This is a genomic window from Pelagicoccus albus, assembly GCF_014230145.1.
In the GTDB taxonomy this organism is placed as follows: Bacteria; Verrucomicrobiota; Verrucomicrobiia; order Opitutales; family Opitutaceae; genus Pelagicoccus; species Pelagicoccus albus.
In genome coordinates this window covers 1,031,999-1,056,999 of record NZ_JACHVC010000013.1, presented here as the reverse complement: position 1 = coordinate 1,056,999, position 25,001 = coordinate 1,031,999, and the positions used below count along the sequence as shown (strand labels likewise).

Sequence of the window (25,001 nt, the reverse complement as noted above, 5' to 3'; positions counted from 1 at the left end):
ATGATAGCACTCGTAGGATCTACTGGCTACGTCGGAACCGCGTTTCGGCAATTGCTCGAAACCAAAGGCGTCGATTTCACTTCCCTGAGCGGGCGTGATATCGCAAATGGCTCCAAAGCCGAATTCGCGGACGCCCTCAAGGCGACCGGGGCGAAGTTCCTGGTCAACTGCGCGGGCTACACCGGCAAGCCCAACGTGGACGCCTGCGAGCTGGACAAGGGCAATTGCCTTGACGGCAACGCCGTATTGCCAGGCTTGATACGCGAAGTCTGCGGCGACCTTTCCATTGGCTGGGGCCACGTCTCCAGCGGCTGCATCTTCGGCGGCGAGCGTCCCGGCGGCGGAGGCTGGCGCGAGGACGACGCTCCCAACTTCTCCTTCCGCAAGCCTCCCTGCTCCTTCTACAGCGGCACCAAGGCCTTGGGCGAAGAGGTGCTCGGCTACCGTGAAACCGACCGCGGGGAAGGGGAATGGCCGGCTTGGGAACATGAGTCTTCTCCCGAGGGCTACGTCTGGCGCCTGCGCATCCCGTTCAACGAGATCGACAATCCCCGCAACTACCTTACCAAGATGCAGAGCTACGCCTGCCTGCTTCAGGCCACCAACTCGCTCAGCCAGCTGGAGGATTTCGTGACCGCCTGTTTCGCGTGCTACGAGCAGGACGTGCCCAAGGGCATCTATAACGTGACCAACCCCGGAGCGGTAACCACTTCGCAGGTGGTCGACCTGATCAAGAGTTCCGGCGTGAACGGCAAGGAGTTCAAGTTCTTCGAATCGGAGGACGACTTCATGTCCAAGGCCGCCAAGACGCCGCGTTCGAACTGCATACTCGACGATTCCAAGCTCAAGGCCGCGGGAGTGGTCATGCGCCCTGTGGAGGAAGCCTTGGAGTGGTCGCTCAAGAACTGGAAGAAGGCCTAAACGGAGCATTTCCCTATGAAATCTATACTTGTAACAGGAGGCTGCGGCTTCATTGGTTCAAATTTCGTGCGCGTGCTGCTTCGGGACGGCGCGGCCCTGCTCAAGGCGTCCGGCTACGACCGGATCGTCAATGTCGACTCGCTCACCTACGCCGGCAATCCCGCCAACCTGAGCGACCTGGCAGACTCTCCGGAGTACGTCTTTTCCGAGACCAGCATTCTGGACCAGGCCAAGATATCCTCCCTGCTGGAGGAGTATTCGGTTGGCTCGATCGTCCACTTCGCGGCGGAAAGCCACGTGGACCGCTCCATCGACACTCCTGAACCTTTCGTGGAAACCAACGTTACCGGCACGCTTCGCATGCTGGAGGCGGCCCGCCACTTCTGGTCCGGCCTTGAAGGCGAAGCCAAGTCAGGCTTCCGCTTCCTCCACGTCTCTACCGACGAGGTGTTCGGCACTCTCGGTCCCAACGACCCCGCCTTCTGCGAGACCACGCCTTATGCCCCGAACAGCCCTTACTCGGCGTCCAAGGCGTCCAGCGACTTCCTGGTGCGCGCCTACTTCCATACCTACGGCATGCCGGTGGTCACCACCAACTGCTCCAACAACTACGGCCCGTTCCAGTTCCCGGAGAAGCTGATCCCGCTCGTCACCTTGAACGCTTTGGAGGCCAAGCCCCTTCCCATCTATGGCGACGGCAAGCAGATCCGCGACTGGCTCTTCGTGGAGGACCACTGCACCGGCATTCTCGCCGCTCTCGAAAAGGGGGCTCTCGGCGAGACCTACTGCATCGGCGGCCGCAGCGAGATGGAGAACATCCAGATCGTGAAGCGCATCTGCTCCTTGCTCGACGAGCTGGCTCCCGTTTCGGCCAACGAGTCCGCCCAAAAGGCGGGCATCGCCAAGTACGAGGACCTGATCACCTACGTGAAGGACCGTCCCGGCCACGACCGCCGCTACGCCATCAACTGCGAACGCAGCGAGAAGGAGTGCGGCTGGGTGCCTGCCGAGACCTTCGACAGCGGCATCCGCAAGACCGTGCAGTGGTACCTGGACAACCAGGACTGGTGCAAGGACATCGCCGAGAAGAAGTACGCCCGCGAGCGCCTCGGCCAGGCCTAGCCGGACCCAATTCTCCAAAACCCTAGCTTATGAGCGCAAAGCCAAGAAAAGGGATCGTCCTTGCGGGCGGATCCGGAACCAGACTCTATCCTTGCACGATCGCGGTATCCAAGCAGCTGATGCCGATCTACGACAAGCCGATGATCTACTATCCGATCTCGCTGCTGATGCTGGCCGGGATCCGCGAGATCCTCATCATTTCCACCCCACAGGACACGCCGCTTTTCGAGCGCCTGCTCGGCGACGGCTCCGCCTTTGGGGTGAGTTTCAGCTACGAGGTCCAGCCTAGCCCGGACGGTCTGGCCCAGGCATTCCTAATCGGCGAGGAATTCCTCGACGGCGCTCCGGCGGCCCTTGTCCTTGGAGACAACCTCTTCTACGGCCACGATCTCGTGCGCACCCTCAAGGCCGCGGACCAGCGGTCGGAGGGATCTACCATTTTCGGCTACAACGTGGCCGACCCGAAAGCCTACGGCGTGGTCGAGTTCGACCCGGACGGCAAAGTCGTCTCGATCGAGGAGAAGCCCGAGAATCCAAAATCCAACTACGCGGTTCCCGGGCTCTACTTCTACGACGAGCGGGTTGTGGAGTTCGCCAAGAAGATAAAGCCTTCCCCCCGCGGGGAGCTCGAGATCACCGACCTGAACCAGGCCTACCTGGAAATCGGCGACTTGAACGTGGAGCTTTTGGGGCGAGGAACCGCCTGGCTTGATACCGGTACCCACAAGAACCTGATGGAGGCCGGACAGTTCGTCCAGGTCCTCGAGGAGCGGCAAGGCCTAAAGATGGCCTGTCTGGAGGGGATCGGCTACGAGAAGGGCTGGCTGACCCGCGAGGCGCTCGAGGAGCGCATCGCGTTCCTGGGCAAGACGAGCTACGCGAACTATCTGCGCCAGCTGCTCAAATAAAGGCCGAAAACATTTTACGCAAAAAGGCGTTCCCGAGAAAGGGAACGCCTTTTTTGTGAGCGAAAAATGGAATTGCTTACTCGACCGTGACGCTCTTGGCGAGGTTTCGAGGTTTGTCCACGTCTCTCCCTAGTTCGACTGCGATGTAGTAACTCAGCAGCTGAAGCGGGATTGTCATCAAGATCGGACGGACGCAATTGTGGGATTTTGGCACGGTGATAATCTCGTCAGCCAAATGTGCCGGTATGTCGTAGGAATCGGTGATGATAATGACCTTACCCTTGCGAGCTCGGACCTCCTGGACGCTTGAAAGGTTCTTTTTGAGCGTTTCGTCGTCAGGGACAATCACGATACTCGGGCAGTCCTCGGAGATCAGAGCGATAGGGCCGTGTTTCATTTCCGCTGCCGGGTAACCCTCCGCGTGGATGTAGCTGATTTCCTTCAGCTTTAAGGCTCCTTCAAGAGCGATAGGGAACATTTCCAACCGCCCGAGGAAGAGAAAATCCTTATTCTTGGCGTAAGCTTTAGCGATGGACTGGATTTCTTCTCCAAGTTCTAGAGTTTGCTCGACCAGCTTTGGCAAAGTGCGAATCGCCTCCACCATTTGGCAGCCATCTGCGTAAGAGAGGTCGCGTGTACGGCCGAGGTAGACGGAAAGCATGGAGAGGATGAGAAGCTGAGAGGTGAAAGCTTTCGTGGAAGCCACTCCAATTTCGGGTCCCGAGTGCTGATAGATGCCTCCGTCGTTTTCGCGGGCAATGGTAGAGCCCACGTTGTTTATGATTCCGATGACGTGGTAACCTTTTCTTTGGGCCTCTCTTTGAGCTTCCAAAGTGTCGATGGTTTCACCGCTTTGACTGATCACGATGACCAAGGTGTTCTTATCCATCGGGGCGTTCCGATAGCGAAACTCGCTAGCATATTCCACTTCGACTGGGATACGGGAATATTTCTCGATCAGGTATTCGCCCACCAAACCGGAATGCCAAGCGGTGCCACAAGCCACGATCAGGATGCGGTCAATTTGGCGAATGTTCTTACGAGAGAGGTTCAGTCCGCCGAATTTACAGGTTCCCTCGCTCATGTTGAGACGGCCACGAAATGCGTTTTCGAGAGCGAGCGGCTGCTCGTTGATCTCTTTCAACATGAAGTGCTCAAAATCGCCCAGCTGCGCTTCTTCGTCTTTCCAGGAGATTGTGCTGATCTCAGGGATGACTTCGGCCTCCTCGAGCGTTGTGATAGAGAAGTTCTCACCGCTAAGGGCGACGATTTGGCTATCTTCGAGATAAACGACTTCTTTTGTCCGAGCCCGTACAGCGCTCGCGTCGCTAGCGAGCATCATTTCGTTTTTGCCGATTCCCAAAATAAGCGGGCTGCCTTTGCGCGCTCCGAAGAGTGACCCCGGGCATTTGGAGCAAATAATGGCCAAGCCGTAGGTGCCCTCGACTTGTACGAGACTCTGTCGAATCGCTTTGAGTACCGTTTTTTCAGAAATCGGTTCCGCCAGCTTTTTGAGGGTGTAGGCAATTAGGTTCGAGAGGACTTCCGAATCGGTTTCGTTGTGAAATGCGATACCTTTTGCAGAGAGCGATACTTTCAGCTGCTGGTAGTTTTCGATTACCCCGTTGTGGACGATGTGAATGATGCCGTCGTCAGAGCTATGAGGGTGCGTGTTGGGCTCAGTCACGCCACCATGGGTGGCCCATCTGGTGTGGCTGATCCCTAAGCCGGCGTCTTCCTTATTGCTCGGCAATGCTGCGGCCAGATTCGCCACTTTACCAACTCTCCGAGTTGCAAGGATGCTACCATCTTTCTGGAGCGTGGCCATACCTGCGGAGTCGTATCCACGGTATTCCAAGCGTTTCAGTCCGTTAAGTAGAATGGGGGCAGCGTTGTCCTGCCCGATGTATCCAACGATTCCGCACATATGTTCAGTGATCCAAGCGTTACTCGCCTCCCGTCAACCACCGGAGAAGCAATTCTGAGTATCCTAGGATTCGAGATGCAGGAGCGTGAAATGTCGAGCAATAGCTTATGCTACCTATCAATCGAAAGGCGGTCCATCATCTCATAGAAGGTTGGTCGGCTGATTCCCAAGTCGGCAGCGGCAGCGGTGATGTTTTTGCGGTGTTTTTTCAATGCTGCCGTTATCATATCACGCTCCAAGTTTTCTTTAGCCTCTTTCAAGGTCGAGCAGTGAACTGGGTTTTCACTTGGTGTGATCTGCAGATCTTCTGGCCCGATTTCATCGTTTTCTGCCAAGATGGCGGCCCGTCTGATGCGGTTTTGCAATTCGCGAACATTGCCGACCCAAGAATACGTTTCTATTAGAGTAAGGGCCTCGGAACTAAGTTTCAGCTTCGGGTTTCCTGCTTCGACGGAATACTTGTCCAAGAAACTCTTAGCCAAGCAGATGACGTCTTGCCCTCGCTCGCGAAGGGGTGGCATTTCCAGTTCCACGACCGCTAAGCGAAAATAGAAGTCCTCTCGAAATTTCCCTTCGGAAATCGCTTTTTTGAGATCCACGTTGGTGGCAGCTAAAATGCGGGTAGAAATGGGGATTTGAGCGGTACCTCCCACTCGTTCGATGTACTTCTCCTGTAGAAACCGAAGCAGCTTTACTTGGACGTTGAGCGGCACGTCGCCTATCTCGTCGAGAAAAAGGGTTCCTCCCTGTGCCTGCTCGATTTTTCCGACCTTCTTTTGGTCGGCTCCCGTGAAGGATCCGCGTTCATGGCCAAAGAGTTCGCTCTCCAAAAGGTTTTCTGGAATGGCGCTGCAATTGATCGGTATAAAGGGACCCTCCGCGAAGGCTGATCGGTTATGGATCGCTTTGGCGATCATTTCCTTACCGGTACCGCTTTCTCCCAGTATCATGACTGGGGCGTCAGTCTTAGCTACTTTGCCCGTCAATTTGAAGAGGCTACGCATTTGGTCGCATTCCCCTATGATTCCCTCGTAGCTCTCAACTGTGTTCCTCTTCTTAGGGGAGGGAGGGGTCATGCGATCGAGGTCGGCAATGTAGAAGCAACGGCTAAGGACATTGCGTAGAACGACGCTGTCTACCGGTTTGGTGAGAAAGTCGTAAGCCCCGTGTTCGATGGCTTCTGGCCCGGCTTCCTGTGCTCCTTGTCCGGAAATAATGACGACTTTGGTTTTCGGACTTCTCCTTTTGATCTCGTCGAGAGTCTCGATCCCTTGGTCCGCCAGGTTTGGACTCGGAGGCAGGCCCAAATCCAGCACCACTACCTCAGGGTGGTCGCGTCGCAGGGCTTTAAGCGCTCCCTCCTTATTCCCAGCTTGCAGAATTTGGTAGTCGGAACTGAGGTTTTCCCGCATCAGTTCGCGGAACTCCTCATTATCCTCTACGATTAGCAAAGTTGGCTTTGTGGGTTTCAAAAGTGGGAATAGGATAGTGGTTTAACTTCTGGCCCAACGGAGCCTTCTCAGACAAACCAGCAGCCTTTTGTAATCGGGAACTGGTGTATCTGGAAACCGGTTTATGCCGTTCGGCTTTTAACCTTTCTCTATTCGACCGTAATAGTCCCTCCTTGATGGAAGTATCCACTTTTGGTCGAGTTCACTCAGATTGGTGAACTCTTTGACGCGTCGTTGCTTAATTTTCCTCAGTCAAGCCGTTGCAGGGCTGACTCGGCCAGGTTTCGCTCTTCGGCAGAGAGTGATTGGGATATAGCCTTTTGCAGATAGGTCTTCGCTTCTCCCGGGTTACCTAGCTTTTCGAGGGTGAGTCCATAGTAGAGACAAGCGCTGGGACGAGTCTCGATTTCCGTTCTTTGGGCGGAGAATATCCTCCTAGCCTGATCGTATTGTTCCGTTTTGTATCGGGCTATCGCGAGTACTAGTTTGGCCTCTAGGTTGTTCGGATGGTTGTTGCGAACCTCGCTTGCCAAGGCAATTACCCGTTCGAGAGAACTGTCCTGACTCAGCAAGGATTTGGCGATCCCGAGCTTGGCTTGAGCTTGTTGCGGATATTCGGTGAGGATTTCTTCGAAACTCTTCTTGGCCCCTTCGACGCTTCCGTTTTGTAACAACTGGTAGCCATTTGCCAGTTTGGCAGACAAGTCGGTTCCGGTGGGAGCAATATCCGACCCATTGAGTGCGATATCCAAGTTCGAAGCGAATGCCTTCAAGTCCTCCAGCTCCGATTTGATTGCTTCGGAATAGGCTTCCTCCGCTTGCCCGCTAGCCAGGAGCGCATGGGCAAGGTTTCGCTCGATTTCCGTGTCTTCGGGAAGATTGCGCTTAGCTTCCCAGTACAGACCAGTTGCCCGGAAGAAATCGCCTGCCCGAAAAGCAGCATTTGCCTGCACCAATGTGATCCTAGGGTCGTTAGGCGAGAGCGTTTTCAGTTCTTCCGCCAATTTCAGCGAGCGATCGGTTTGCCCCATTTTGCTAGCTAATTCTGCTAGGCCAATTTTTGCCTCCAAATGCTTGGGACTGACTTCTAATGCCTTCTGGTAGTTCGCTTCAGCTTCAGCATTGTTTCCTTTCGTCTCTGCTATCTGTGCGAGCTTTAGCCACGCAAAAGGGTCGGACGGCGTACCATTTGTTCTTTCCTTCAGGAAATTTATATGGTCCGGAGTGGGTGAATCGATGTTTGCCTCGAGCGTTTTGAGCATGGCCTTGGCTTCAGTCGCTTCGGTGGCAGGAGCCTTTTCTGCGGCGTTACTGAGAGGACCTATTGCAGAGTCAGCGTTGCCTAACATGTAGTAGGCGGACCCGATGTGGAAGGCGACCTCAGCCTGGTCGGGCAGTTTGCGAGCACTCTCTTGTAACAGGCTAAGGGCCCAAGCGTAGTCGCCTCTTTGAAATGCCACCCAGCCCAAGGTATCAGCGGTGTAGGGATCAGTTGGAGAGAGGGAGCGAGCTCTCTGGGCCAATTCGAAGGCCTTGTCCAAATGGGAGGCATCAACGGAATAGTTGTAGGCTAGATTGTTGAGTGCGGGGAGGAAGTTGGGGTTGATTTTGAGGATTTTTAGGTAGGTCTCTTCGGCAGCCTTCGTCTGGTCCTCTGCCCCATAGAGGAGCGCCAGTTTCGTAAGTATAGATATGTCTTGAGGGTTGCTTTGACTTGCTGCTTCCAGCTGGGAAATGGCCTCTTGGGTATCGCCTGTTTCTTGTAGGATTTGGCTCAATACCACGTAGGCGACCTGGCTGTTTGGATCGGCTTGGATTGCTTTTTCGAGAGTGGCTTTTGCACTTTCCGTATCACCGCTCACAAATTGAGTTTGACCCAGTAAGGTCAACAGAGCTCCGGATTCCGGTTGGTTGTCCAAGACAGATTGTATGCGTTGCAGGGCTTGCTCGTTGTTGCCCGCTCGGGTGTCTAGGGAGGTGAGCTGCTCGAGGCCGAGAACCCCATTTGGATCGAGTTTGAGTGCCTCTTCGAAGGAGGCTTTTGCTTGTGCAAAATTGCCAATTTGAAGCAAGGCGATGCCGCTGAAGTATTGAGGCATTGGTGCTTCGGGGGTCATCTTCCCGAGTTCCTGATAGATGGCCAATGCCTTTTGGTAGTCTCCTTGACGGTAGTTTATATCCGCCAGCAAGTACCAGGCGTTGATGGCATTGGGCTGAACGGATACGAGTTTTTCCAGCGTAGATTGGGCCGCTCCGAATTCGTTGCCGCGGGCTTGCAGGCGAGCCAGCAATATACTCGCTTCGACATGCTGAGGCGCGGCTTTTACAACTTCGGAAATCAGGCGTTTACCACCGATAAGGTCGTTGTTCGCCACGGATGAAATTGCCAATTGGAATTTCGCCCTCAGGTCATTGGGGTAGATTCGCAACGTAGCTTCGAGCTGAGAAACAGCTTCGGCGAATTTTTGGTCCTCATGCAATAAGACGCCTTTCAGGCGCATGGTGGAATTGTCAGACGGATCAAGGGCGAGAGCTTTGTCGATGTATGTTCGAGCCTCCTCTTTGCGTTGGGTCTGCAAGAGCAGCTCTGCGTATTGCGTGATGGCAGGGAGGTAGTCAGGTGCTCTTTCTACGAGACCGCTTAAATACTCTTCTGCTGCCGCCAAATCCCCTTTGCGCATGAGAAGCTGGGCCCAGGAAATGGAGAAAGCGCTACGGTCTTCGGAGAGCTCTGCTGCCTTCTTCAGGCTCTGCTCAGCTTTATTTGCATCTCCCTGATACAGAGCCAAGGTGTACTGGGTGCCATAGGCCTCTGGAAAACTTGGATCTTGTTCGATGGCTTTTTGCAAAAGGATTTCAGCAGTATTCAGATCCTGAGTACTGATAGCGATCATGGCTAAGGCAGTGCTTTTGGCTGCCGAATCTTCGTAGGCTTCGAGCTCTTCTTTGATGGTTTGAGCTTCTGAAGCGTTACGGCCCGATTTCGCCAAAAGGATTAATGCTCCGGCGTGGGTTGGATCGGTCTTCAGGATCTGACGAATGCCCGTTCGCGCCTCGTCGTGAAGACCAGCGGCGAGTTCGATCGTTGAAATTAGGAATAAGCTATCCAGGTCGCTTGATTCTATTTTCTTGAGCGGCCTTAAGGCTTGGTAGGCCGCTCGGTATCGGCCTTGCAGGAAGTAGAGTTCGCCGAGGTTTTTTAACGCTCCCGTATTCTCAGGATCCGCCTTGATCGCATTTCGCAGCTCGATCTCTGCCGCTGCGAATTTTTCCTCAGCCATGTGCGCTTCCGCCTTCTCGAGGGAACGAAGCGAACTGTCTGATTTTGAGCATGCAGTAAGGAGTGAAAGGACGAGTATTGCCGAGGCCGTTATGGTTTTGGGTGAAAGGGAGTGAGGTTTCATAGTTATGATGCTCTTTAAATTTATGGGCTCAAAAGCCTGAGTCTACCTAGGGGGGAGGAGACTATATTTTCTCTTCAGCAGAATCTCTTTTTTCGGGCTCTATTTGAGTTGGTTCGCTTTTTCGGAGAAAGTAGAGAACTGCGAAAAAGGGGATCAAGGTCACTGCGAACAATGGTTGCCCCCCGTGTTTGTGAAACCAGCCGTGGATCATTTCTGGGCCAATATGATAGCACTGTAGGGCCAATATCCAAATTCGAAACGCGTTTCTGAAGATGCCCACGGGAACGACAAGCAGGACGAGAAGGCTTCGTTTCCAAGTTGTCTTCAGGAATAGGTAGGACGCCACGGTGCTCACTATGAAGAGCACTAAGCTAGAGCGCAGACCACTGCATTGTGGTGCGACTTCCATAGCGATTGTCGGCATTTCAAATAGGAGTCCCTCTTTGTAAATGGGAATTCCAGACCACTTGATCAGCAGGTAGGCCGCTTCGGCAGAGACATGTTGGAAGAAGCTCTGTATCGCTTCTGTGACCGGAATGGGGAAGGGGGCTGCGAACGCCAGAAATGCCAGATGAAATCGCCAGAATTTTAAGAGGGTGGAAGGCAACAGAAGGAAGGATGCGGCCCAAACGACGAAAATCCACGACCAAGCAGCTGCTGAGTAGCTATTTTCTACCAAGCCAACGCTGTTCCAGTCCGATTTGAATTTGAAGTGTATCTGGAGTGCTATTCCTGCGAGGACCAAACAGGCCACTGCGAGCATCATGCTCAGCTTTGAGGGGGGGGCGGATTTGGCAGAAGTCTCGCTTACCGCAATGCTCTGGTCCCTCCAATCCATCACTCCGAGGACGATCGAAATAACTGGTATGAGAACTAAGTGCGAGTACAGGTCCACTCCGAAACTGTAGGCGTACATGGGGAACAGGAGCGGAAGGTACGCTAGAAAAACGGCTAAGTTCGTGGCAGCGAAAATCCACAACCTGTTTTTGCTTACGGGTGTTTCGAAATCCGGTCGCGAATTCTGTGACATTATTGAGATTGATCTCGGGTTTGGCTATCTAGCTTTCCAAGTGAGGACTGCTGAAATTAAGGATAATTGTCGCTCGTTCAGACAACGTTTCGGCTTTCAACGGCTGAAACAGGCGTTAGCTGGTTCAACGCTAAACGGAGTCCTTTTATGGCAGCTATTATGAAGCAATCTGGTATCGGCCTAGCGATTTTTGCGTAAAGCCTCATAGATTGCGATGTGTCCTCTGCGAAATTTCTCAGTGAGCTGGAATTCGGATTCTAGGTTTGAGAGCAGGGTCGTTGGATCGCTGTTCAGTGTTCCTCGAACCACTACAAGCAGTCTCTCACGCCCCACAACTGCTGCGGTTACTTTATCGACCGACACTAGGTGTTTAACCAAATGACTTCCGTAGGTCGTTTCTTTCGGATCCCCGTCCACGATGCCTATCGATTCCTCGTTTAACGCATCTGCGTCTTCAAGGTAGTAACCCAGTGGCATATGTATATCAGCTGGCTGCAGAAGTTTGAGGGTCTTATGATTATCCAGTGCCTGGTAGGCTAATGCTAATTCGTCCCAGTATTCTTTGTCCGCTTTTCGGTAATAGTCTTTTAGCCCTATGCAATTCATTGCGATCAGTAGAGCTGAAACCGAATATATTAAAATCGGCTTTCGCAGTGACTCAGCTCCGATCGCTAGTATTAAGGCGAACATTGGGAGCGTCCATATAAATAATCTGGGAATAAATATGGGCTGATAATAGCTAGCGAGGTATGCCTGTATGAAGACGCTGCCAGTTAATAAAAATAACATGCAGAGAAGGTCCCATTTGTTTTTTTTCCAGCAGTAGACTAAAAATGCCAATCCGGTTGCGACGATAGCGGTTTTAGAAAGCAGTCTTAGCGAGCCCTCGATCGGTATATAGAGCTGCATCGGGGTCTTTATGAGATCCATAGGTTTTGGCATGTTGATCCAAAATGAACTCATGTCGCTTACTTGGTTTAGAATCACAAAGATCCAAGGAAGCCATATTACGATTACCGCAAGATTGACGATTAGCCAATTAATGGCGAAGCCAAGGCCATATCGTTTAGGCTTTACAAGGAAGCTGATGATAGCTGCGGCAGTTAGTGAGGAGGGGACAAAGACTCCTGTGTTATGAGCATACAGTGAAACGCTCGTGCCGAGTAAATACAATCCCCAGGCCATCCAGTCGAAGCCCTTTCCGATGGTCTTTCCTGCCTGTTCTGGGTTCGCAAACAACCTAGAGAATCCCGCAACCGAAATGGTCGCACCTAGTAATAGCAATGTATATGTCCTTGCTTCTTGGGCGTAGTATATGTGTTCCACCATGACAGCCGAAATGGCTGCTGCGATCAGTCCGGTTCGCCTGTTTTTGAGGTACAACCCAGAATAGTATGTGAAAAATAGAGAGAGAATGCTGAATATCGCCGACGGCGTGCGGAGACTAGCCTCGGATTCGCCAAAAATGCTAACCCATGCGTTTAGTACTATGTAAAATAGGGGTGGATTTGTTTCTGCTTTTCCCTGTTCCCCAAGTAGCTCAGCCATCGGCAACGTCGCGAACATATGAGATGTTCCTTCATCCTGCCAAAGCGATTCAGATCCGATTGAGTAAAATCTGAGGATTACTCCCACAGCCACAATCAAGAGCAATAAGGGATCTAGGATTGGATTCCGTTCAGTTTTCATTTCTTCTGATTAGATCCCGCCTTTAATCGTGAGAGGAGGGCCGATGCATGATGTTACATAAGGAAATTAAAGTGTTGTCGGTTCGCATGGTATATATTCACCGCGATGCCATAACTTCACACCTTCCGTAATACCAATTTTCCCACCGTTGGCTTGGTAATTTCCTTCGGCGATATTTTTGTCGCTCAAAACGCGATTTCTTTTCGTCATGTCTTGACGATAGTCCTCTCCGCCAGTGGGGGGCGATTCGATGGCTCGATTGTATCTGGGGTGACTTTTGAGCTTCTTTATTTTTCTGAAATAGAGCCGCCGAAAAATGCTATCTAGCCCAGTTGAGACCTTTAGGGAGTACTTGGCCTTCAGCCTTCCCAGAATATCTAGGTCGTCGTGCCCAAAAGGCTCTAGTTGCTCATCGTAGCCTCCTACTCCTATGAAGTGTTTTCGGTTATAGGACATTCTTCCGCAAGTACCGTCTCTCCATGACCCACTGAATTGGTGAAGAATTGTCTCAAAATTGTGCTTTTTAAAGCAGTCGTAGACAAATTTACCTCCCCTTGGTCCGGTGAAGTTGTCAGCGTCCAAGCTCGTGAGAATCTCGCCGGTTGAGTAAGCGTGTGCGGTGTTTTTTGCCAGAGCCATGTGGAATTTTGGCATTCCCTCTGTGTAGATAAGACGAAGGTAACCTTCATCTATTTCTTTACTGAAGTTGGAGACCACCCATTCCGTGAGCCCGTCTTTACTTCCCAAATCGGCGAGGACAAACTCGACCATCGCTTTGTCCTTTCTGTTTTGTTCCAGATTTACGGGCAGAGTGCTCTGAATGTAACTCAGTCGATCCTTGCAGGAGATGCAAAACGACACGGACTTTTTGAGTGGGTCCTTCATTGTTGGTGGGAAGCGCTTATTTACGTCTTTTTCGATGGAAAGTGTTCTCACCAAGTTTCGACGCAAGCTTGAATTAGATAAGCCAAAATTAGGAGGAATCTCTAGGTTGTGTGCCCTCTAATCGAAGCATAATTTGGGGAAATCACGTGTATATACGGGATAACCCTTAGTGGTTTCCCGACGTTTTGACGTTTTCTGCGTATCTGTGGCGACGATGGTGATCCGTTAAAAATCCAAAGACTGATTAGTGTTTTTTTTATCAACGTAAGCTTGGATTTGCCGATATTCTTCAAAAAACAACTTAGCTCTCAAATTTAGGGATTGGGTAACAGTCGGCATTTGCTTAGTTACCTGATTTTCGAAGGTTTATTCGAATTCCCAACTCTAACTTGCGAAATAGCAAACCATGTCCTTCCAAAGTAAAACCGTATCTAATTGGGGCAATTATCCATTAGTCGAAGCCGAGGTTAGTATCCCTTCTTACAAGTCCGAACTTCTCAAGGACTTTGAGGCCTGTGATCTTGTGTTGGCCAGAGGCAATGGTCGCTGTTATGGAGACGCTGCTCTTTGTTCCAGAATGATCGATATGACGAGCTACAACAAGTTTCTTGCATTCGACGAAGAAACTGGAGTTGTGACTTGCCAGGCTGGAGCCTTGCTAGCGGACGTCCTTGAGCTGAGTGTCCCGAAAGGCTTTTTCCTGCCGGTTACCCCGGGTACTAAGTTTGTAACGATTGGCGGAGCTATCGCTGCAGATGTGCACGGGAAAAACCACCATGTGGAGGGGTGCTTTTCAGAGCATGTTTCTCGATTTGAGCTTCTTTGCGAAGATGGGGAGCTCCGCGAGTGCTCGCGCGATGAAAACTCGGAACTCTTCTGGGCTACGGTTGGAGGGATGGGCCTAACCGGTGTGATAACAGAGGCGACATTTCAGCTGAAACCGATCGAGTCGGCCTATATTCGCCAAGAGTGTATCAAGGCGAAGAATATCAAAGAGATCATGAAGCTTTTTGATGAGTCGAAGGATTGGACTTACTCTGTGGCTTGGATCGATTGCCTACAGAAAGGTTCGAACCAGGGTCGTTCTATCATGATGAGGGGAGAACATGCTCTCCTCAATGAATTGCCTGAAAAGTTCAAAAAGAGTCCTTTAAACCTTAAAGAGAAGGGGAAGAAGACTGTTCCGTTTTTCTTCCCAAATATCACGCTTAACACCCTTACGGTTAAGGCTTTCAATTTCCTTTACTATTTTAAGCAGTTCAAGAAGAAGATATCAAATTTCGTAGATTATGATACGTTTTTCTACCCGCTAGACAGTATTTTGGAGTGGAACCGAATTTACGGAAAAAGTGGTTTTATTCAGTACCAAATGGCCCTGCCACTGGAAACAAGCGAAGAGGGTCTAGGCGAATTACTGGATGCTATTCACAAGAGCGGGCAAGGTTCTTTCCTGGCTGTGCTCAAGCTTTTTGGGAAGCATAATCCAGCTGCTTACAACTCTTTCCCTATTGAGGGCTACACGCTTGCATTGGATTTTAAGATTAACGACAAACTGCCAGATCTGGTTGTTCAGCTAGACAAGATTGTTGGTAAGTACAAGGGCCGCCTCTATTTGGCAAAAGATGCGATGTCTTCGAAGGAAGGGTTTGATTATTTTCGCCCTCTGGACGCGGAGAAATTTAACTCGCTGCAACGCAAAAGGTTGTTCGAAAGCTCCTAGTGGGTGTCATTCCGTTTCAGCCTAGTTGTAGTTCTGTCCGTTATGGGCAGGTGCAGAGATCGGCTTGCCTGGTAAGTAGGTGTTTGTTTGGAATCCTTTACTGGGCCAATTTGGGGATTTTATAACGTGAGCCATTACGTAATTTGCCTGTTGCATACCGCTATCGAGAGTGAGCCGTATGTATTTTATAGGGGAATGTAAATCCTTGACTATAGATTGGTAGGGTAAGTGCTTCAAGCTGCTAAACTAGTTCCCCTAGAGGTCGTTCTAACGGGAACATGTTGAATGGACGATGAGCAGCTTTATTCGTTACAGACCAGAAATTGATGGCCTTAGGGCTTTGTCGGTGCTTGCGGTTTTCATTTTCCACATCGATTCGGGAATGCTCGAGGGAGGATTCCTCGGCGTTGATGTTTTTTTTGTGATCTCTGGATTTCTGATCACGTCCATTATTCTTAGAAGCGTAGAGCAAGGTCGTTTTACGCTAGGAGGATTTTGGATAAGGCGAATTAAACGACTTTATCCGGCTTTGTTCGCCAATCTGTTCTTTGTGGTCATAGCAGGGAACTACGTGCTGATGAACCCAGAGAGGTCGGATTTGTTTGGGCAATCGATCGCGGCTGTATTTTCGTTTTCGAATATCTTCCTCTATCTAACCACGGGGAATTATTGGTCCAACAGCTCTGAGAGTATCGCGTTGCTTCATACTTGGTCCTTATCGTTGGAAGAACAGTTCTATATTGTTTTTCCTCTTCTGGTGCTGCTTCTCTACAAACTTAGTAGAAAAGCCATATTGCCATTTTTTATCGTGTTAGCCTTCGTCAGCTTCGGCGTTTCGATATATCAAACTCCATTGGATCAGAGTGCGGCTTTTTATCTCTTGCCGGCTCGGATGTGGGAGCTCCTTGTTGGAAGTGTAGTGGCGATGGTGGGGCCTGCAACATTGGTGCGGATTTTGGGTTCCAGATTGGCTTCGTTAGCTTCTTTGGGAGGGCTCTGCCTCATCGTTGCCTCTTTTTGCGTAATTAGCTATAACGATTATTTTCCAGGTTACCGTGCTGCTATTCCCTGTTTAGGGGCTGCTCTGGTCCTTGCGTTCGGGACAGCTGATCCTGTGGGTAAGGCTATTCTGGGGATTGCTCCTGTAAACTACATCGGTCGTATCTCGTATTCTTTGTATCTATGGCATTGGCCGATAATCGTTTTTTCGAGATTTCTCAGTCCGGATCCCAATGTCGTCTGGGTCGTTTTGCTGACTTTCGCTTCAGCGGCCCTAAGCTATCATTTTGTTGAGACCCCCTTCAGGACAGGAACGAGGAGGCATCTAGTGGTTGTGGGAGTTGCCCCTCTTTTTTTGGCAGGTTTTGCTCTGCCGTTGGCCCTTAAGACCTCCAGTCCCGGTGTGCCAGATCATCTGAGGGAGTTTGAAGATCACTATGTGATAGACACTGAGTTTGAGATAGATGCCACCGAATCCATTCTTGAGAGCGGAGAGGGGGTTGGGTCCCACACTCACGAAGGCGAGGTTGATATTTTAATTGTTGGTGATTCGCATGCCGAAGCGTTGGTCAGAGCTATCTACCAATACGCTGAGGAAAACGCTCTTAGCTTGGAGAATCTGGCTGTCCCCGGTGTTTCAATCACAGATGACGGCCCGAAGCCAAATCGATCTTACGCGGGTGAACTGAACGAAATGAGGCTCCAGCGCCTAAGTTCTATCAAAGCTCGCGTGGGGATTCTCGCGGAAGCCTGGGTATGGGATGTCGGCCGAGAAAATTTTGATGTGGTGCTATCCAATTACATCAAATTACTCAGCCAAAATTGTGATGAGGTGCACGTCCTCTCCCAAGTCCCAATGGTCGATCTTCCTAAGACGCATGAAAAAGCTCTTAACAAGTATGCGCTCGCTCTCTCTCGGTCAGGCCAGGATCTATCTTTTGAAGGTTCGTCTCATATTTCGGAAATTAATGAAACCGTGAGAGGTCGGGTTGAGAAACTTGGTCTTCCGAATGTAGGCTTTATCGACATCTACCCCTACCTGAAGACGGAGGAGGGCGGGGTTTTGGTCGTTCACGATGAGGGAGTGCTCTATTCTGACTACTATCATGTAAATGATAGAGGTGCGGAACGTTTGTTGAACGAGCTTTTGGAGAGTCGATTTGAAGCAGCACTCAGTGAGTGAACTCTCCCAAGACGTGCTGCGGGTGAATCTTGCTCAGGTGTTACCCCATTCCTGGAGTCGGTCAGCACTTAGCTAACGACCTCGTTGCATTGCTAAAAAGTGGCGGGTAGCCCATGCAGCGTCTGAGAGGAGCTTTTCATACCCAAAAAGACGATTGTGTTTCAGGCAGCTGAGAACCTGACTTTGCAGCGGGTAGCGAAGTTAAGCCGTCTACTGTTTGCGAGGGCAGGCGGTAGCTGAAATGTTTATCATCAGGAACTGTACCGACCTCCTTTCTGAATAAGTCCGGCAGCTTGCTCCTCAGACTCGGTTCTGTATTTCTTCAAACGCCTCTAAATTCGGCATTGAATTTTCGTCGTACAACCGTTCGAGTCCGAAACTTTCAAGTATCTTCATCCCTTCGCTAATCAGTCGCGGAGTTAGCTCGCTTTTCCAAGTGGTTATTGGATTTGTTGAAGATAGCATATTGCTGTGCTTTCCTACCACTCGGCTGGGGCGATTTATAACGTGTTTGGGAAGGTGAAAGTTTGGGATGTCGTTTTTTCCTCTAACGAATTTTAGGACCTTTAGTATTTCCTGTTCGGGATTTAGGTATACGTTTTCGTAATGGCAAATATGGAGCTTTTCGCGCTTGAATTGCCTCAAAGGCACATAGTTGATTATGGACCAAATTAGGATGAGGTTCAGGATGTGGTTTTTCTCATCACTGACCTTTTTGATGATGTTCTCAAACGGTAACAGGTAGTCCTGATGCAGGTTTTCCTGATCGAGCAAGTGTCGGGGCTCGATGGCCCAGTACCAATCTGATTTCTTGTATTTCGAAACGGCAACCGCGAAGGGGTTGCGAATGAGCAACACTGGTTTTACGTGGGGAAAGTGTGAAGTAGCCCAGTGGCTCAAGAGGTTTGCGAAAATATCCTTCACGATGATCCCCTTGTACACCAGGGAGTTGTTTTCAGAGTCGATTCGCTCGTGGGTATATCTCCCGCTAAAAACTCGGGAAAGGAGGTCTTTGAGTCGCTCGTTTTCTTCCCCCTTTTTTATGTAATGGTGCGGATCGATGAAGGCGAAGCTTCTGACGTACTTAGGATGGAATGGCTCGAACATTTCCCGGTACTGCTTATCGTGATTGATAAGATCTGACACCCATGTAGTTCCGCTTCGTCCGTCGCCAATAAGCCAGACTATCTCTTTATAGTTTTTCAGCAGGGAGTTCGCTTTGAGAATGGTCGGACGTGATACATCAAAAAATTTAGCCTTAATCTTCTTTCTCATGTCCTTGTTGCTCTTTGATTTTGTTATTTGCTACAAAATCCAACTGAGCGTTCTCTTTTTTGGTATTTTAAGTCGAATAGACCTGTACCTCACGTTTGAGACGCGGCTAAGGACAGTGAAACAAGGTCTCAGGCGAAATTTCGATCACCTGAGATCTTGTGTGTATTATCTCTAGCCGAACGATCGGTAAAATGGATCCGCTGCTGGCAAACTAGCTAGATACGAGCCTTTCTGCTAGTTGTTGGTTCCCTGCAAATTGATTTGTTGAGGATCCTAGGCCTTTTCAAGCCCTTCGCGGTAGGTCTTGTAGGCCGCGATCAGCATATCCTCGTCGGTGTCTTGTGGTACCCAACCGAGTAGACGCTCGCCCTTTGAAACATCCAAAACACAGGTTTCATCGGCGATGAGATATTGTTCTGGGTCCATGATCGGTTTGCCGACGCGGTCAAACATATCCAAAGTAAACTTAACGAGTCCAGCTGGGGTGGGGATGAGGAATGATTTGCTGTTCGCGTGCTTGATTAGCTTTTTGAGCAGATCGTTTACGGTTGGAGGATTTAGGGAGCCAAGGTTGAAGGCTTCGTTGGGAATACCCTTTTCCACCGCACAGATAACTGCGTTCGCACAGTCGCTTACGGATATAAACTGGTAGTAGTTTTTTCCGTTTCCGATTGTTGGAACGGGCAGGTTTGCATCGATGAGTTTGAAAAGCTTTTCAAGGATGCCCAGTCGGCCCGGTCCGATGATGAGTCGGGGACGGAAAATTGAGATATTGAATCCTTTCTCACGGAAATTTTCGCAGAGGAATTCGGTCTCGAGCTTGGCATCTCCGTAAGGGCCCAGCGGCGCGCGTGGGTGATCCTCGAATCTCGGATGATGCACGGTATGGCCGTAGACCATGTCGGTCGTGTAGTAGATCATCCGCTTACAATTGTTGCGCTCGAGGAACTCCAATACATTTTTGGTACCGTCGTACAGGGCGGTCCAGAAATATTCTTTTCGCTCACCTCGTGGCATGATGGGAACCAATAGTCTGGCTGCGAAGTGGTAGGGTACGTCTTCGGGCTGGATGTCTACTTTTTCAAAGTCTTCGACTTTAGTGACGTCCATCTGAACGTAGGTCACGAGGTCGCTTTTATAATTTTCGCATTCCTCGGTTTTTTTCAGGTCGTAAACAACAACCCTCTCGCCTTTTGCTATCAGTTTTTTGGTCAACTCTTTACCGAGAAAACCATCTCCGCCAAATATTAGGTGTTTCATTTATTATTTTATAATCCTGAAAAATTAGCTTTTAGCGACGAGGGCAACGCCTGAGGAGATCAATAGAACGCCTGCTGTCCGCCACATGTTTACGTCCTCATTGAGGATGAAGTAACCCCATCCGGCGGTCAGTATGAAAGAGAGCCCTAGAAACGGGTAAGCGTAGCTAATGTCTACTCTCGATAGAACAACCAAATGAGAACCCATGCTGATAACCATAACGGCTAAGCCGGCGATAACATAGGGTGAAAAAATAATGGAGGTAGCGGATTTGGTTAAGCCATTTGCGCTAATCTCAAATTTCTCGATGCTCGTCATGCCCTTCTTGAGCAAGATTTGCGATGCAAAGTTGGTCAGCACTGTGAATAGAATGAGTGGAATATATTTGGACATCTCGTTAGTGATTAAATCTTCTATAGGTTCATTTTCTTGAACTGAAACTCAGGGATTGATCGGATTATCCGCATGATTATCGACCAAAACCACGGTGTATAGAGCGTGTTTTTCTTCTTTGCGGCCGCCTTTACTACGTCTTTTGCTACTTTCTGGGGTGTAGCCCAAAGCGGACCTTTGCCTTCGATGTGTGCAGTCATGGGCGTGTCGATAAATCCGGGTCGGACATCCAACACATGTATCCCGTGCTCGAATAAAGCGTTTCTCAGGCCTTGCAAATAGATGCTCAGCATTCCCTTGGCCGAGCCGTACACGTAGTTGCTTTTGCGACCGCGATCTCCGGCAACGCTGGTTATGACAGCGATCGTCCCGCTTTTCTGCTCTTTGAATTTCTTTGCGAGTTCCGTCAAAAGAGAGATTTGACTCAAGCAATTTGCCTCCAACGCACGTTTGGTTTCCAGGTAATCACTCTCGCAGTCCGATTGGTCAGGGAGTGTTCCGTGCGCGATGTAGACCGTATCAACCCCTCCGATGGCTTCGAAGAGCTCGTTTATAAGCTTGGGGTGTTCGGCGAAATCGACGAGGTCGCAGGTTAAAGCCTTACAGATCCCGGCCCCTCGAATGGATAAATCCGCTGCCGTATCTTCCACCGCTGATTTATTTCGTCCCACAAGAACGAGGGAGTCTCCAGCCTTGGAATGGATGAGTGAGATTTGCTGAGCTACCGAACTGGTTGCTCCGATCACGGCCACCTTTTTCATTTATTGTTTTAGTATAGAAGAGTTTAGGAAGTAATTATGGCAAACGCGTCAACAGCAGATTCCTACGCGCGCCGCTGAGTCCCAGCAAACCTTGTTCCAAAAGAACGCTCCTCAATCGATCGGAGTGATTCTTCTTCTGGGGGACGGTGATCATCTCTATGCCGCTATGCCGACCACGATTACCGCCAAGATTGCTGTGATGTGGCTAATTCGGTCTTTGATCGCGAAGACGATTGGATCTTCGTTCATTTGCCCACGGACCGTTTTCAGCCAAATTCGGCCAATCCAGTACATTAAAAGAGGGCAAATGAGCCAGAGCACTTCGGGTTGGGTGTACATTTTGACCACATCGACGCTATTCACGTAGAGGGCGATAACGAGCACTGAAATGAATCCACTCGATACGCCCATAGAGACGATCAGAGGGTAATCGTCGGTCCGGTATGCTCGGCCGGCAGTGTGTTTCACATCCCGCTGGATTTGCTGATACAATTCAGCTGCCCGTTTTGTAAACGCCAGGCTGACAAATAGAAACATCGAGAAGGCTAGTAGCCAGAAAGACCACTCGTTTGCGATTAAGACGGTCCCCCCAATTACTCTTATGGTGAAAAGTCCGGCCAGAAGGCAGGCGTCGAGAATGACCATGGACTTCACGTGGAATGAGTAGAGCAAGGTAGATACGAGGTATACTCCTGCCACTATCGAAAATTCCCAGGGGACGAAAAAGAGAAGGGCTATCGATAGGGCGAAGAGGGCGATGGTGATTTTCACGCCGCTGAAGGCTGAGATGGTACCTGATGCGAAGGGCCGCTTCGATTTTTTCGGGTGAGCCCGATCTGCCTCCAAATCCAGCAGGTCATTGATCAGATAAGTCGCAGAGGCCATGAGGGAAAAGGAAAGGAACCCTAGGACCGCTGCGATCACCATGGAAACGTTGGCGATTTTGTGGTCGATCAATAGGGGTACAAAAAGAAGGGAGTTCTTAACCCATTGGTGAAGTCGAACGGCTTTGATGAGCGAGCGAGGAGACGCCCCGGGAAGCTTGAATGAGGTTACGTTATCGTAACGCTTTTCTACAGCGCTAATGAAGCCCGACGATGAGCTCGTAACAGCGATTTCCCCCGCGTCGTCCCAGACGTTGTAATCGATGCTCGCGTTGCCGATATATGCATAGGCTCCTTTGCCGAACTTCTTGTTCAGCAAATCGCTCTTATTTTTGCCGGTGACGTTAACGTCACCGTTTGAGGCGATAACTCCGTCGAAGCCACCGACGTAATCGGCTATTGGTTTGGCGATGGCCTCGTTCGCTCCCGTGCATAGATAGACCTCCCTGTCGTCTGACTGCTCCTTCATGTAGTCGAGCACCTTTTCGTTGTAGGGGAGCAGGGCGGGCTGCAATTCCACCTCTTTGGTCAGGCGAGCCTTGAAAGCAGCCTTGCCGGAAAGGATCCAGAACGGAACCAGCAAGCTTTTCAGCGGATTGTTTTTTATGAATTTCAGTAGAAGTTCATGCAGGCTGTCTGTCTTGATTAACGTGCCATCGAGATCAACGCACAGGGGCAGCTTCTTCTCCTTGGTCTGTTCGAATGCAGCCGAACTCGTGTTATCGGAATTCATTAGCGTTGATCGTTGGGTTCGTGGATTCTGTAAAGGCCGGTTTCGAGGGATCGTGATACGATTAGAGTTGTAGGAATCGGATCTAAGTCGCCTCGATTGAGGGCTGTCAGAGCCAGCGGCTTAGGACCGCGACGCAAACGAGCAACTGCAATGTAGGCGATGTAGTTGATCGTCAATGTCCGATATGAGTTTAAAAGATTTTCCCTAGTTGATCGGTTGAAATGCTTCGCTCTCTAGGGAATTTACCGACTGAGAGGTACGTGGTTTGAGAAAATCGATATCCTACGAGTTCGTTATCAATGCGTGGGAGTTCCAATGATTCAACTATGCTGGCGCTTATAGCCTTTGTTCTTGGCAAGTTCCCAGGTTGGGGCACGAGGCTGTGATTTTTTCAGGACGATTGCCGTTTCCGCGTGGCCAGCAAGTTAAAGATACCGCTCAGTTTGAAAATCGAATGCTCTAGCTCGTGGCAGGGCTCGAAACCTGCTGATCGAAAACTTGTCATGACCAACTGGATCGAACCGATATAATGCTTGCGAGCGGGAGCCCTTAAAGCGTTTCTGTCGCCTTTCCACTTGTCTGATCTCGCTGACCCATGTCTGAAAGCCCGTATTTTAATCACCAAATCTCTGCTAATGCCGAACAGTGTTCTGAAACTGTTTCATTACTCCTGATTGGAGCGATAGTTGTTCAACCATGAAAGGTAACCGTAAGCTCGGACGGGTCTCAGCGGGAGCTAGGGATATATTTGATACGGAGCACCTTCAGGCCAATCTAGGCAGTCGTTCCGCCAAAAGTGGAGCTTTGACTGTCGCGGTGCAGGGATCGAACTTCGTTCTCACGACCTTAACCACCGTTGTCCTGGCGAGAATACTCGAGCCTGAGGACTTTGGCCTGATCGCGATCGTTAGCTCGGTTTTGGTGTTTGTCGCCATGTTCCAAGATGCTGGTTTATCGATGGCCACCATTCAGAGGAAGGATATCAATCACCGGCAGGTCTCCAATTTGTTCTGGGTCAACACCGCTGCGGGTTCTGCAGTAGCGCTATTCACAGTGTTGATCGCACCGCTCATGGTCTTGTTTTTTGACGATGAACGGCTTGGACCGATAACGGTCGCTCTTGCTCTCCCGTCATTGCTTGCAGGAATGAGTTCGCAACACGGAGCCCTCTTGCAACGTCAAATGAGGTTTGGGGTGGAGCAAGGAATCGTCATCGCGAGCCAAATAGTGGGGGCTGGTGTTGCGATCGTGTCGGCGATCTACGGGGCGAGCTATTGGTCGCTTGTTTTCAAATCTATCTCTGCGGCTCTGGTAGTGGTGGTTTGTCGTTGGTACGCTTCAGGTTGGATGCCAGGTTTGCCATCCAAGGGAACGGGGGTTCGGGAAATGGTACGGTTTGGAGCACACCTGACCATCGGACAGCTGTTCATGACAGTTACTCGTAACGTAGATAATCTGTTACTCGGGTACTTTTTTGGTCCGACGGCTTTAGGGTTGTATTCAAAAGCCTATGGCTTGTTGATGCTTCCCATTCGTCAAATCAACAAGCCTATGGGTACGGTAGCACTGCCAGCATTGAGCAGGCTACAGACTGAGCCCCAGCGTTTTAAGCAGTACTATTTGCGAGGTTTGGTCATCGTTGCGACGGTTGGCATGCCGATAGTTGCCTTTGCGGCTGTAGCAGCCGACGAGATTGTATTGCTAATGCTTGGACCGTCTTGGGTAGACACCATCGATATATTTCGGGCCTTGGCTCCTGCTGCGTTTGTCGGTTCCACGAATGTAGCGACGGGTTGGCTCTTTGTTCCGATGGGTAGAGTTAAGGAGCAACTTAAAATCGTACTAATAAATTCGATCATTACGATTGTAGGTTTTGGCGTTGGCTTAAATTGGGGGGCAATTGGTGTGGCCACGTCGTTCAGTGTAACCTCTGTCCTTTTGAAAGCTCCATCTCTGATGTACGCTTGTAAGGGGAGTCCAGTCAGGCTTTCCGATATAGCAAAAAGCACTTCAAGACCTATGATTGCCTCTTTGGTCGCTTCGGTAGCTTTGTACTTTTTTGAACCCTATCAAAATGTAGGTAACGCTATTTTTGAATGTGCCGTCTTGTTTGGCGTTTTCGCTTCAGCGTACCTTATCTGTATCGTAGCGTTGCCTGGGGGGCTTGGCTTTGTACGAGAATTGATTTCTACGTTTGGCAAGCTGAGGAAACGGAACTGAGCCGTCGTTCGCTGGTCTTGAAATCAGGTTTTTGATGAGCGCTTAGGCTTATCGTGGATCCTCGATATGAATATAGCCTGGCTGAATCGAGCTATCTGAACAGGCGACCTCTCAATTCATTCTCTTTTCATTTTATCAGTGTATAGACTACTTTCTGCTATGTTGAGTTCGATGGAATTACTGTTCAATAGTCAGTACTTGTACTCCCTTTGTGCATTGTATTCAGCGACTAGGTT

18 protein-coding genes are annotated in these 25,001 nt (G+C 50.3%); 6 read left to right on the top strand and 12 right to left on the bottom strand.

All coding sequences use genetic code 11. From position 1 onward, the window contains the following. The 3 genes from H5P27_RS19605 to rfbA form a co-directional block, all read left to right on the top strand. Positions 1-921 (top strand): sugar nucleotide-binding protein (locus tag H5P27_RS19605; protein WP_185658331.1); only part of this gene is annotated, 921 nt, incomplete at its 5' end. A gap of 15 nt (positions 922-936) precedes the next feature. Beyond that, on the top strand, positions 937-2,043 hold the full coding sequence (gene rfbB / locus H5P27_RS19600; protein ID WP_185658332.1) for a dTDP-glucose 4,6-dehydratase: 1,107 nt from the start codon (positions 937-939) through the stop codon (positions 2,041-2,043). A gap of 29 nt (positions 2,044-2,072) precedes the next feature. Further along, positions 2,073-2,951 (top strand): glucose-1-phosphate thymidylyltransferase RfbA, encoded by an 879-nt coding sequence (gene rfbA / locus H5P27_RS19595; protein WP_185662117.1) that lies wholly within the window; start codon positions 2,073-2,075, stop codon positions 2,949-2,951. Between the two features lie 76 nt (positions 2,952-3,027). Here rfbA and glmS read toward each other — a convergent pair whose 3' ends face one another. The 6 genes from glmS to H5P27_RS19565 all read right to left on the bottom strand — a co-directional run bounded on the left by glmS (position 3,028) and on the right by H5P27_RS19565 (position 13,337). After that, positions 3,028-4,878 carry a glutamine--fructose-6-phosphate transaminase (isomerizing) gene (glmS, locus tag H5P27_RS19590; RefSeq protein WP_185662116.1) on the bottom strand — a complete coding sequence of 617 codons (1,851 nt, stop codon included), beginning with the start codon at positions 4,876-4,878 and terminating at the stop codon, positions 3,028-3,030. A gap of 110 nt (positions 4,879-4,988) precedes the next feature. Then, positions 4,989-6,350: a PEP-CTERM-box response regulator transcription factor gene (gene prsR / locus H5P27_RS19585; RefSeq protein WP_221774797.1), complete on the bottom strand. Its 1,362-nt coding sequence runs from the start codon at positions 6,348-6,350 to the stop codon at positions 4,989-4,991. Between the two features lie 227 nt (positions 6,351-6,577). After that, complete coding sequence (locus H5P27_RS19580) at positions 6,578-9,733, bottom strand: tetratricopeptide repeat protein (protein ID WP_185662115.1); 3,156 nt, start codon at positions 9,731-9,733, stop codon at positions 6,578-6,580. A 61-nt stretch (positions 9,734-9,794) separates the two neighbouring features. Then, complete coding sequence (locus tag H5P27_RS19575; protein WP_185662114.1) at positions 9,795-10,763, bottom strand: archaeosortase/exosortase family protein; 969 nt, start codon at positions 10,761-10,763, stop codon at positions 9,795-9,797. A 180-nt stretch (positions 10,764-10,943) separates the two neighbouring features. After that, on the bottom strand, positions 10,944-12,452 hold the full coding sequence (locus tag H5P27_RS19570; RefSeq protein WP_185662113.1) for a glycosyltransferase family 39 protein: 1,509 nt from the start codon (positions 12,450-12,452) through the stop codon (positions 10,944-10,946). 66 nt (positions 12,453-12,518) lie between these two features. Continuing rightward, a complete protein-coding gene (locus tag H5P27_RS19565) occupies positions 12,519-13,337 on the bottom strand; it encodes a glycosyltransferase family A protein (protein ID WP_185662112.1) in 819 nt (272 codons plus the stop codon). 406 nt (positions 13,338-13,743) lie between these two features. Here H5P27_RS19565 and H5P27_RS19560 point away from each other — a divergent pair, with 406 nt between their 5' ends. Both H5P27_RS19560 and H5P27_RS19555 read left to right on the top strand, forming a co-directional pair. Next, entirely contained in the window at positions 13,744-15,057 is a 1,314-nt protein-coding gene (locus H5P27_RS19560; RefSeq protein WP_185662111.1) for an FAD-binding oxidoreductase, read from the top strand. A 292-nt stretch (positions 15,058-15,349) separates the two neighbouring features. Continuing rightward, positions 15,350-17,239: an acyltransferase family protein gene (locus H5P27_RS19555; RefSeq protein WP_185662110.1), complete on the top strand. Its 1,890-nt coding sequence runs from the start codon at positions 15,350-15,352 to the stop codon at positions 17,237-17,239. A gap of 300 nt (positions 17,240-17,539) precedes the next feature. Here H5P27_RS19555 and H5P27_RS19550 read toward each other — a convergent pair whose 3' ends face one another. The 6 genes from H5P27_RS19550 to H5P27_RS19525 form a co-directional block, all read right to left on the bottom strand. Next, a complete protein-coding gene (locus H5P27_RS19550; protein WP_185662109.1) occupies positions 17,540-18,514 on the bottom strand; it encodes a sulfotransferase domain-containing protein in 975 nt (324 codons plus the stop codon). A 273-nt stretch (positions 18,515-18,787) separates the two neighbouring features. Further along, entirely contained in the window at positions 18,788-19,774 is a 987-nt protein-coding gene (locus tag H5P27_RS19545) for an NAD-dependent epimerase/dehydratase family protein (RefSeq protein WP_185662108.1), read from the bottom strand. A 24-nt stretch (positions 19,775-19,798) separates the two neighbouring features. Next, a complete protein-coding gene (locus tag H5P27_RS19540; protein ID WP_185662107.1) occupies positions 19,799-20,167 on the bottom strand; it encodes a DMT family transporter in 369 nt (122 codons plus the stop codon). 20 nt (positions 20,168-20,187) lie between these two features. After that, entirely contained in the window at positions 20,188-20,928 is a 741-nt protein-coding gene (locus H5P27_RS19535; protein ID WP_185662106.1) for an SDR family oxidoreductase, read from the bottom strand. 156 nt (positions 20,929-21,084) lie between these two features. Beyond that, the gene (locus tag H5P27_RS19530) at positions 21,085-22,545 is read right to left on the bottom strand and encodes a UbiA family prenyltransferase (RefSeq protein ID WP_185662105.1); all 1,461 of its coding nucleotides are present in this window, start codon (positions 22,543-22,545) and stop codon (positions 21,085-21,087) included. Continuing rightward, positions 22,545-22,721 (bottom strand): hypothetical protein, encoded by a 177-nt coding sequence (locus H5P27_RS19525; protein WP_185662104.1) that lies wholly within the window; start codon positions 22,719-22,721, stop codon positions 22,545-22,547. Before H5P27_RS19525 ends, H5P27_RS19530 begins: the two co-directional genes overlap by 1 nt. Before the next feature lie 520 nt (positions 22,722-23,241). Between H5P27_RS19525 and H5P27_RS19520 the strand changes: the two genes are divergently transcribed. Then, positions 23,242-24,765 carry a lipopolysaccharide biosynthesis protein gene (locus H5P27_RS19520; RefSeq protein WP_185662103.1) on the top strand — a complete coding sequence of 508 codons (1,524 nt, stop codon included), beginning with the start codon at positions 23,242-23,244 and terminating at the stop codon, positions 24,763-24,765. Positions 24,766-25,001: the final 236 nt, after the last annotated feature.